Source organism: Plectonema cf. radiosum LEGE 06105 (assembly GCF_015207665.1).
Taxonomy (GTDB): Bacteria; Cyanobacteriota; Cyanobacteriia; order Cyanobacteriales; family Nostocaceae; genus Rivularia; species Rivularia radiosa_A.
This window is the reverse complement of record NZ_JADEWL010000068.1, coordinates 24,753-35,619: the sequence shown is the minus strand read 5'-3', so window position 1 is coordinate 35,619 and position 10,867 is coordinate 24,753. Positions and strand designations below refer to the sequence as shown.

Here is a 10,867-nt window from a genome sequence, read left to right as displayed (position 1 = left end):
GGGAGATGGGGGGATGCAATCATCAGAAGTCGGGTTTTTAAGATAAATTACGGTAACATCAAATAAACTTGCTAAAAACCCGACTTCTTACCCAAAGCCCTATAAATTTTCCAACTCCTTAACTTTTCTACATCGACAATCCAACTTGCAAGCTATACAAATATAGAAATAATACAAACTCTACTGATTGGCAATTGTAAGGCAGGTACACCCGTGCAAAAACTGACTTCATTATACGAATATCATATTGGTGGTCGTTTACCTGTTGATGCACCAAGTTATGTAGTCCGTCGTGCTGACGAAGAACTTTACAATGCTTTAAAAGCGGGTGAGTTTTGTTATGTTCTCAACTGTCGGCAAATGGGAAAGTCCAGTTTGCGGGTACAGGTGGCGAAACGGCTAGAAGAAGATGGTATTATTTGCACGACGGTGGATTTATCGGGAATTGGCAATCGTAACATTACAGCTGACCAGTGGTATGCAGATATAATTATGCGATTGGTACGCAGTTTGCGATTATCTGGACAAATTAATGTTCGTCATTGGTTAGCACAAAGACAAGATTTTTCTGCGGTGGGACGTTTGGGTGAGTTGCTGCAATCGGTGCTGATAGATTTAATTGAGCAACCGATAGTGATTTTTTTCGATGAAATAGATAGCACCATCAGCTTACCATTTAATACTGATGACTTTTTTGCTCTTATCCGCTCTTGTCACGAACACAAACGTCTCACTTTTGCTCTTTTGGGAGTAGCGACACCTTCAGATTTAATTACAGATAAAACTCGCACACCCTTTAATATTGGACGTGCAATTGAATTAAATGGCTTTAATTTGCAGGAAGTCCAACCATTAGAGCCAGGTTTAGCTGATAAAATTGATTATCCCCAAGCTGTATTGAGGGAAATACTGACTTGGACAGGAGGACAACCATTTCTCACTCAGAAATTATGTCAATTAGTCGCACAACATGGGAAAAAGGGAACAGGGAAACAAGGGAATATACAGCAGATTGCATCCCCTTATCTGCAAAAATTAATGCGGGAAATCTTCACACAACCAGAGGAAATTGCTCAACAAGTCGCTGTAATAGTGCGATCGCATATCATAGACAATTGGGCTGCTCAAGATGAACCACCACATTTAAGAACAATCCGTGACAGGTTACTTGTTTCGGAACAACGCGCTAGCAGATTACTCGGACTATATCTACAAATCTTACAAAATGGTGGTGTCTCCGTCAATGATTCTCCCGAACAAATCGAGTTGCTGCTGTCGGGGTTAGTTGTCAAAAAACAAGGTAATTTACAAGTTTACAATCGTATTTATCAAGAAGTTTTTAACTTAGAGTGGGTAGAAAAGCAATTAAAGCAATTACGACCCTACGCAGATTCACTTAATCAATGGGTGATGTCTGACTATCAAGATGACACAAATTTGTTAAGAGGACAAGCCCTATTAGACGTGCAAATTTGGGCTAAAGGGAAAACTTTAAGCAACCTCGATTATCGCTTTTTAGCTGCGAGTGAGGAACTGGACAAGCGGGAAGTGCAAACTGCGTTGATGGCTTCCGAACAAGCAAATCAAATTCTCATATCTGCTGAAAAACAAGCACAACAGACAATTCGCCGTGGTTTTTGGGGGTTTTCTGTGGTATCTGTAGTTGCTGTGTTGTTACTAGGAAGTTCCGGTATTTTGATGTGGCAAACAGCACAACAAAAAAAACAAATGACCCTGGGTGAAATTAAAACTTTAAGTATTTCTTCAGAAGTATATTTTAATTCTCAACAACCTTTTGACGCTTTGCTGTCTAGTTTAAAAGCGGGTATCAAATTAAGACAAATCGGTTGGCAAAATGCTGATTTACTCCTGCGGGTACAGGTAGAAAAAGCTCTCCGTCAATCCCTCTATTGGGTGCGAGAAGAAAACCGTCTCCTAGATCACAGGGATGTTGTCACACGAGTGAAATTTCATCCCCAGAATCAAACCCTAGCTAGTGGTAGTTGGGACAAAACCGTGAAAATCTGGCAGCGTGACGGCAAGTTACTACGGACTCTACGGGGACATACGGATGCAGTTTGGAGCATTAATTACAGCCCCGATGGTAAATTATTAGCAAGTTCCAGTCGGGATAAAACCGTTAAAATTTGGCGTGTAGAAGATGGGAAAGAATTATTCACCCTGCCGCACTCAGATTGGGTTGCTTGTGTGGGATTTAGCCCAGATGGTCAAACAGTGGCATCAATGGAGTGGAATGGCACCATGCGGTTGTGGAATTTACAGGGACAGCAAATAAAATCCTTTAAAACCCATAATGCCCCAGTCGTTGCCATTAATTTTAGTCCCAAAGGAGATGCCATTGCTACTGCTAGTCGAGATAGTACAGCCAAAATTTGGAGTCGGGATGGTCAAAAATTAGCCACATTGGGCGGACATAATGATTGGGTAACATACGTGAATTTTAGTCCCGATGGCAAAAGTTTAATTACCACCAGTCGGGATAAAACTGCGAAAATCTGGAGTTACGATGGTGTAGAAACCCGACATATCGTATCTTTACAGGGACATAACGATACCATCGGTAGTGCAGTTTTCAGTCATGATGGTGAGACAATTGCAACCGCAGGTTGGGATCGAACCGTGAGACTTTGGAACCGTAAGGGAGAACAGTTACAACTTTTACACGGACACAAAGAAGCGATTTGGGGTGTAAGTTTTAGCACGGATGATAAAACTTTAGCCAGCAGTAGTGATGATGGAAGCGTGAGACTTTGGAACCTGGGAGAGTCGAATTTCCGAGGGATTGAAGACTTAAATCAAAAATCGCCACTACAAAAAGCCTGGACTAAAAATCTTGGGGAAACAGGTTCTACCAGTATTAGTTTTAGCCCCAACAGTCAAATATTCGGTACAACCGGAAGTCTGGATAGTGCGACAATCTGGAAGTTTGCAGGTGTGAAGAAGGGAAGCATCCAGGCACAAGCGATCGCATCATTAAAAGGTCATGGTGATGTACTCAGAAGCTTACATTTTAGTCCCAATGGCAAAATTGCCATCACCGCAAGTCGGGATAAAACAGCCAAATTATGGACATTAGATGGTCAAAAATTGGCTACACTGCGCGGACATAACGCAGATGTGAGGAGTGCGGTATTTAGTTCCGATGGTCAAACAATTGCCACTGCAAGCTGGGATAATACAGCTAAATTGTGGAATTTGGCTGGTGAAGAATTAGTGACACTACGCGGACATACAGCAGCGTTGAGAAGTGTAAGTTTTAGTCCGAATGGTCAAATGATTGTCACAGGAAGTGAAGATGGAACTGCAAAACTGTGGAATCGACAAGGTAAGGAATTAACTACCTTAAAAGGACATCAAGCGGGAATTTTAGCCGTAGCTTTTGCTCCTAGCAAGCAAATAATTGCCACAGTAAGTAAAGACAATACCATTAAATTATGGAACTTCCAAGGTAAATTGTTAAAAACCATATATTGCCATGAAGGTGCAATCAATAGTTTAATTTTTAATCCAGATAGTAACAGCTTTGTCACAGTTAGTGAAGATAAAACAATCAAATTATGGACACTGGATGGAAATGTCCTGCAAACCTTCGGGGGACATGACGCTGGAGTCAAAAGCGTCAGTTTTAGTCCAAATGGTCAGTTATTAGCTTCTGCTGATTCCTTGGGAAATGTGATTTTTTGGCATTTGGATTTGGATTCTAACCCAGATAAATTATTGATGGAGGGTTGCGATCGCCTTAAGGATTATTTACACAATAGTGGGAATGTAAAAGAAGATGAAAGGGGTTTGTGTGATGGGATTGGTAAAATTTATGATTAAGTTTCCAACACTTGTTGCTTGATTTACTAAGGTATAAAAACTTTATAAGGCTTTTTTTACGCAAAGGGACGCGAAGGTTTACGCAAAGGTACGCAGAGGCTTATTTTTATAACTCTAACTCCATAATCGTTTATGGGAATTAAGTCATTGCTTCGCTTGCTTTCCCGTTAAATCTCAGAAATTTTCAGCTTGATGGGTAATGGGGTTGAATTCAAAACGCTGATGATATGCAGTTTCCCCATACAGATTAAATGTCACTACTGGTTCATTCCCCAACGGTTCAACACAATGGATAGCACCGGGTGTAAAACCAATAATATCACCGGGAACCAAAATTTTTTCACCAACACATTCAATACGATTTGGATATTCCAATGTCGGAACTCTTTGCCAAAATTGATTTTTTTCCTCTCCATTCACAACAGCAACAATACCCCAAGTACCATGATTATGAATAGGAGAAACACGAGCAGGTAGCCAAGCAACCATCTGGATAGTTAAAGGAAACTCATATTCATCATACAGGAATTGCACAGACCAACCTGGGTCTATTGGTGGTTGAGTAAACTCCATTTGTAACCAATAGGAACTACTCAATAATTTTCGCACCAGTGGCATAATTTTCTGAATACGAAGATAATCATCATTAATATTATCTAAAATATCTTCTAATTCCGTGAGAAAACGGTATAAACGATAGGTTTTTTTTTGTAAAGCAAGTTCCTTAAAGTTTAAGCTGATAGACTTACCATCATCGTTTACCAGCCAGTTTTGAGAATCAATACAATCTGTAGAATTAGCCATGATTATTCCGTCAAAGTATTATTTATAATATTAATTAATATCTCAAAATTTTCTAGAACGACTCACATATTGACCGTGGATATTTACCATATAGGGAATTAAGTAGGTTACAGCAGAAGAAATCCACCGTTCACGATTCATTTGATTTTTGGTTAAAGCCGAACCGTGATTAATTACAAATAAAATAGAACCAACCACAACAGATACTTTTAATGCTGTCGGCATCATATCTCGATCAAAAAGACATAAGCCAAATTTTTTAAGTGTTTTCATCTGCTACATAAAACCTAAATGACTCAGCGTTAAAATTTAAATCTGTGAACTCTGCATGACAACAGTTCCCGTCGGACGAGTTACATTGGGGTCTTTTTCTAATGTAATGACTAACCCAGAAAATTGGGGGTGAGAAAATTCTTGGTACATTTGCTCAGTAAATGGTAAATCATAGGAAGCTGTACCCCAGGAATAGGGTTTAACTTGACCACAGGGTAATTTTTCATCGTTGACAATTGTCCATAATAGATAAGCGTATCCAGGAGGTGGTGCGGGAAGATTTTGGAATACCATCACAGCTTTTTGTTTTTGGGGATTGATAACTATACTTCCGGAAGCATTATCTGTAATCTGATTTGTAGAGTTAACTGCTTCAAAAGTAAATAATCGCGTTTGGGAATTTTGCAGCAGATTTTTAACGTCTTGAACTTGAGCAAAATCCTGGCGTAACTTTTGATGTTCTGCGGTGACAACACCCAATTTTTGCCGCAATAGATAATTATCAACACCGATAATTACCACAAATAATGCAGCGATACTACCAGCAATTTTTTTCCATCGCCGAGAGATTTTTGGTATGAGTAAATTATGAATTTTTTGAATGGGAATATGATTTATATTTGTTTGTTTAATTGTCATTCCTTCAGCTTGCGAGAGAATTTTACCTAACAAATCAGCAGGTGGTTCTACTTCAATAAAACCATCTACAACCTGTCGTAAAACTTCCTGTAAATCCTCAACTTCGGTAATTAGTTCTGGATGTTGATCGAGTAATAACCGAAATTCCTCAGCTTCCTCCGGGGAAAGATCATCTACAACAAACCCCGCGACTAAGTTTTTAATATGTTCAGAATTGAAAGATTTATTCATATGATAATAAATCAGAATCTAGTAAAATCCGTTTGAGTTTTAATAATCCTTGACGGGTACTGGTTTTAACTGTACCAAGGGGAATATCAAGTTTTTTGGCTATTTCTGATTGACTCAATCCCTGGTTATAAGCTAATTCAATCACTTGACGTTGCTTTTCTGGAAGTTCACTCATAGCATGATTAACTCGTTGCGATCGCTCTGCAAAACTTGCTTGTTCCACAGGTGTTGGTTCGGGTGTTACGTCATTGTTCATTTTTCCTACTTTTTCCACAAGTTTGAGTTGTCTAGTGCGAGCGCGAATTTTGTCGATGGCACGTGATCGCGTTATTGTGACTAAATAGCGGACAAAAAAGCGACAATCGGGATTCGTAGATGCTTTCCGCCACAATGTCAGAAATATTTCCTGGGTTAAATCCTCGGCTTCCTGGGGGTTTGCCAAAATCTTTAGTGCTAATCCATACACCAAACGACCGTGACGCTGAAACAAAATACTTAAAGCCGCAGAATCACCATTTTTCAGCGCCACAAACAAAGCTTCATCCGTCACATCGGAAGTTAGGCAAGAATTTGACTGGGGTTGTTTAGGCTCCATGCGATTTTTAACCCATGTCTAAACTAATACAGTCTTTCGTTTTGCATATTTCTTCTGTCATCACCTCGCTCCACAATGCACATCAAGAGATATTTTCGCTTAAAAAAGCCGTCTATATATATGACGACTGAGGGAGGCGATCGGATTTAGTGTGAGATGGTGATATTTGATTTTCAAGAAACTTAATAATTAATTGGAATGTTTGGATGGGGAGGGGGATATCGATTACAATTTAAGTAGTTACGCAAAATTATTTATATAATTACTCGTGAGATTAGACTGAGCTTTTGATTTAACTCAAGGACAACCTTGGTTAGTTAATGCTTTAGCCAAGGAAATTGTGGAAAAAATGAACCTTGGAACGGCAATATGCAATTGGTAGGGCTTTGTTTTATTTTAAACACTAATGGCAACTTTTCCTAAGACCTGCCTTTGTTCGAGATGGCTAATTGCCTCAGCAATTTCGCTGAGATTATAGCGTTTATTGATATAGGTAGTGATTTTTCCAGCTTCTATGAATTGCTTCAATGTTGTCAAATCCTTTTGATTAGGTTTTGCAACCAAGCATTGCACTCTCCTACTATTGGTTTTGGAAATCAAAGATCCAAAAAACATTACTTGGAACAATCGAGCGGTGGAACCACCTACCATAATGTAGGCTCCTTCAGTTGTCAGTATTGGCAAATAGTCAAATACTGAACGGTAGGCTGCCGCATCCAGTACCAGATTATAATGCTGTCCAGCTTGGGTGACATCTGTTTGAGTATAATCAATTACATGGTCTGCGCCGAGCGTTCGCACCATTTCCATTTTTTTCGTACTACATACGGCGGTGACTTCAGCCCCAAATGCCTTGGCAATCTGCACTGCAAAAGACCCTACTCCACCAGATGCACCATTGATCAACACCTTTTGTCCTGACTGAATCTGCCCACAATCCCGCAGTCCCTGTAAGGCACTAAGGGCTGCTGTGGGAACAGTTGCAGCTTCCTCGAATGTCATGTTAGCTGGCTTTAGCACCAATGCTGCTTCTGTTGTACAGACATATTCAGCAAACGCACCAAAACCATACTCAGACAAGTCTCCAAACACCTCATCACCAAGCTGAAACTGGGTGACATCTTTACCAACGGCTTCAACTCGTCCAGCCACATCACAGCCTATAATCTTGATTTTTGGCTTGAGTAATCCCCCAAATATGAAGCGGATTAAGAACGGTTCACCCCTCATCAGATGCCAGTCACCAGCATTAACGGAGGTGGCGTACACTCGCACCAGCACGCCATTATCTGGTACTTTGGGTTTCTCAATCTCTATCAATCTCAATACATCCGTTGAACCATACTCCGTCTGCGCGATCGCTCTCATTTTGTCATTACTTTGGTTATCCCCTTGACTAGGGACGGAGGTATTTGATGTTTTCATGATTTTCCCTAAAATTACGAAGCAATTGACTTTGAAGCCAGCAAGCCCTAATTTAACTTACAGTGTAAGTTAAACTTATAGTGTAAGTTTGTCAAGATAAAAAGTAAACTGATACAAATTTAAAAAATGATTGCGACAGATCGCTTAAGCATAAATCTTGTCTAGCAAAACTTCTGTAATCCAAAATTTAAAGCCCAAGCTACGTTAAGAATTGATGCGAGAAAAGTTAAATGGCTAAGAAGATTAATCCCGATACACCTTCCCCAACCCCGTTGAGTCGGGAACGGGTACTACGCACTGCTGTGTATCTAGCTGACGAGGGTGGTATTGAGTCACTGTCTATGCGGAAACTGGCGATTGTACTGGGTGTCAAGGCGATGTCGCTATATAATCATGTAGCCAATAAGGAGGATATACTGGATGGCATGGTTGAGATTGTAGTCAGCGAGATTGAGGTACCTAGCCTGGAAACTGACTGGAAGACAGCGATGCGGCGGCGTGGAATTTCATCTCACGAGGTGCTGTTGCGCCACCCCTGGGCGACGATGGCAATGATGTCACGGGTTAATATTGGATCAGCAATGTTGCGCTATGTGGATGCAACACTGGGCTGTCTGCATGAAGCAGGCTTTTCGTTCGAGATGGCAGATCATGCCTGGAATGCAATCGACAGTTACATCTATGGATTTACACTCCAAAAACTGAAATTCCCGTTTCAGACGGGGGAGTATTCGGAAGTTGCCCAGAAAAACCTTTCACTCATCCCTGTTGAGGATTACCCTTACCTCCATCAGTTAGCCAATCAAATTATTAACGGTTCTTATAGCGGTATTCATGACTTTGAGTTTGGACTAGAATTAATCCTCAACAGTCTTGATCGCTTCCCAGAGGAAGTTTGAGTGAACGCAACAACTTCATTTCGGATGAAATTATTTTAATTAAATCCAATTCCGTTCCTCACTCGTCTTATTGAATAGGTGCAATTGGAATTCCCAATTTCATCCAACCATTATTCCAGCATCTGACAATACAAATTTCAGGAGAGGATAAAAAGGAAAATGTACCAACATACTAAATTTTGGCTCGGTCTACTGTCTTTAAGTAGCTTGGTTTTGATGGTATCATGCAGCACTGGAAATTCCGATAATATTTCTCAAAATCAAGCTGCATCATCGACTACGGAGGTGGCTCAGGCAAATCCCTGTGCTGGGAAAAATCCTTGTGCTAGTAAAGATAGTTCCAAAAATCCCTGTGCTGCTAAAAACCCTTGCGCGGGTAAAGATAATTCCAAAAACCCCTGTGCTGGTAAATTAACTTCTGTGGGAGGACCTCTTGCACAAGAACTTCAAGGTAAACCTGTTTTAGTAGATGTATTTGCAACTTGGTGTGCTGGTTGTAAAAATATTGCTCCGACTCTATCAGAACTGAAACAGGATTATGCAGATAAGGTTAACTTTGTCGTCTTGGATGTGACTGACCAAGCCAAAGTGAAAGAGACACAAGCCCAAGCAGAAAAATTGGGTCTAAGTAAATTCCTGGAAGCAAACAAGAGTAAAACTAGCACAGTAGCTATTGTTGACCCGGCAACTGGCAATATTTTAACGATGTTTAAAAATAATCCTAACAAGGCAGATTACACCAAAGTTCTTGATACTGCTTTAGCCCAAAATTAGCTCCTGTCTCTTCATGGCTCAAGGGAAATTATTATGAAACAAATACCTCAATCATCCACCGAGCCAAGTCCTGCTCGACGTTCTAAAATCTCGAAAAAATGGCTGTTTTATGGTGGATTGGGGTTAATATCACTGATTCTAGTTATCACCCTCGGACCTGTAATCAGCCATCCAGTAGAACGGCTAATTTCCATTATCGAAAACCGCTACCAACAATGGTTCGATCAACAAGATACCGCCAATCCCTTTGTCTTGTTACCATTGGCATTTGCAGGTGGTGCGCTCGCATCTGTATCTCCTTGTATTCTTGCCCTTTTACCTGTCAATCTCAGCTATATCGGTACACTCAAAATCAAATCCCGTTGGGATGCTTTCACCAAAGCTGGTTTGTTTGTTTTAGGTGCGGTGACAATTCTCAGTTTATTTGGCTTGGTATCTTCCTTTGCGGGAGCAGTAATGGTGGAATACCGGGGCTATATCAATATAATAGTAGGCTTAATTATGGCTGTGATGGGTTTGTGGTTGATGGGAGTTGTAAATATTCCCCTACCGCAGATGAATGTCAATCTGCCGAAAGCAGGACCTTATGGAGTCGGTTTGACCTTTGCATTGGTGAGTTCTCCTTGTGCGAGTCCGGTATTATTCGCGGTGTTAGCATCAGCAGCAGCTACGGGTTCCCAGGTATTGGGTACGCTGACAATGGTTAGTTATGCTTTGGGTTATACCCTGTTGATTTTTCTGGCAAGTTTATTTACGGGATTGGCAAAACAAAGTAATAAGTTGTTGCAACATTCTGAGGGAATTATCCGTTTTGGTAGCGTCGCGCTGATTTTAACTGGTGTGTATTACCTGTTTACAGGAACTCAATGGTTTTTGGGAAGCTAGGTTGATTTCTCAAGGTTGAATATAAAACATAACGCCATAAATCAAACAATCAAGATTTTTCCAGAAATTCTTGGTATCAATCTCAATCAAATTTAATCCAAATCAAAGGAGAAATAACAATGTCAGAATTAGCTAATTCAATTTTTAGTCAAGGACGAGATTCCTTAGAACAGTTGCAGCAAGAATCACCTCACCCAATTTTAGTAAAATTTGTCGCCCCTCACTGCCCTAGTTGCAAAACCCTTACCCCAATTCTTGAACAACTAGTCAATGAACATAGTAGTGAAATACATATGGTGACAATCGATATGGCTGAAGAACCAGAATTAGCGATGGAATTGGGTGTGCGGAGCGCTCCCACTGTATTCTTTCTTCAGGGGAAGAAAGTGGTTGTTCAGATTCCTGGTTTGAAGCCGAAAAAACTCTATGCAGAAGCTGTAGAAAAGATTCTCCGAGCCTAAGATGATTATATTTTTCTCATTCCTCAAATAATTAGGAG

At 40.4% G+C, this 10,867-nt stretch carries 10 protein-coding genes; 5 read left to right on the top strand and 5 right to left on the bottom strand.

What is annotated here, in order from left to right; translation table 11 throughout:
• Positions 1-213 precede the first annotated feature (213 nt).
• Complete coding sequence (locus tag IQ247_RS18960; protein ID WP_193922652.1) at positions 214-3,843, top strand: WD40 domain-containing protein; 3,630 nt, start codon at positions 214-216, stop codon at positions 3,841-3,843.
• Positions 3,844-4,017: 174 nt separating this feature from the next.
• Here the strand turns inward: IQ247_RS18960 and IQ247_RS18955 are convergent, their stop codons facing one another.
• From IQ247_RS18955 to IQ247_RS18935, 5 genes are all read right to left on the bottom strand, one after another.
• Positions 4,018-4,647 carry a cysteine dioxygenase family protein gene (locus IQ247_RS18955; RefSeq protein ID WP_193922651.1) on the bottom strand — a complete coding sequence of 210 codons (630 nt, stop codon included), beginning with the start codon at positions 4,645-4,647 and terminating at the stop codon, positions 4,018-4,020.
• A 42-nt stretch (positions 4,648-4,689) separates the two neighbouring features.
• Positions 4,690-4,920 carry a nitrate/nitrite transporter NrtS gene (gene nrtS, locus IQ247_RS18950; protein WP_228059864.1) on the bottom strand — a complete coding sequence of 77 codons (231 nt, stop codon included), beginning with the start codon at positions 4,918-4,920 and terminating at the stop codon, positions 4,690-4,692.
• A 36-nt stretch (positions 4,921-4,956) separates the two neighbouring features.
• A complete protein-coding gene (locus IQ247_RS18945; protein ID WP_193922650.1) occupies positions 4,957-5,790 on the bottom strand; it encodes an anti-sigma factor in 834 nt (277 codons plus the stop codon).
• Complete coding sequence (locus IQ247_RS18940; protein ID WP_193922649.1) at positions 5,783-6,385, bottom strand: sigma-70 family RNA polymerase sigma factor; 603 nt, start codon at positions 6,383-6,385, stop codon at positions 5,783-5,785. The genes IQ247_RS18945 and IQ247_RS18940 overlap by 8 nt, the downstream gene beginning before the upstream one ends.
• 396 nt (positions 6,386-6,781) lie before the next feature.
• On the bottom strand, positions 6,782-7,753 hold the full coding sequence (locus IQ247_RS18935; protein WP_193922657.1) for an NAD(P)-dependent alcohol dehydrogenase: 972 nt from the start codon (positions 7,751-7,753) through the stop codon (positions 6,782-6,784).
• Between the two features lie 287 nt (positions 7,754-8,040).
• On the opposite strand from IQ247_RS18935, the gene IQ247_RS18930 reads away from it, so the two are divergent.
• From IQ247_RS18930 to IQ247_RS18915, 4 genes are all read left to right on the top strand, one after another.
• Positions 8,041-8,709, top strand: a complete 669-nt coding sequence (locus IQ247_RS18930; RefSeq protein WP_193922648.1) for a TetR/AcrR family transcriptional regulator C-terminal domain-containing protein — start codon at positions 8,041-8,043, stop codon at positions 8,707-8,709.
• A gap of 159 nt (positions 8,710-8,868) precedes the next feature.
• Complete coding sequence (locus IQ247_RS18925) at positions 8,869-9,483, top strand: TlpA family protein disulfide reductase (RefSeq protein WP_193922647.1); 615 nt, start codon at positions 8,869-8,871, stop codon at positions 9,481-9,483.
• A gap of 33 nt (positions 9,484-9,516) precedes the next feature.
• Positions 9,517-10,368: a cytochrome c biogenesis CcdA family protein gene (locus IQ247_RS18920; RefSeq protein ID WP_193922645.1), complete on the top strand. Its 852-nt coding sequence runs from the start codon at positions 9,517-9,519 to the stop codon at positions 10,366-10,368.
• A gap of 119 nt (positions 10,369-10,487) precedes the next feature.
• Positions 10,488-10,829 carry a thioredoxin family protein gene (locus IQ247_RS18915; protein ID WP_193922644.1) on the top strand — a complete coding sequence of 114 codons (342 nt, stop codon included), beginning with the start codon at positions 10,488-10,490 and terminating at the stop codon, positions 10,827-10,829.
• Positions 10,830-10,867: the final 38 nt, after the last annotated feature.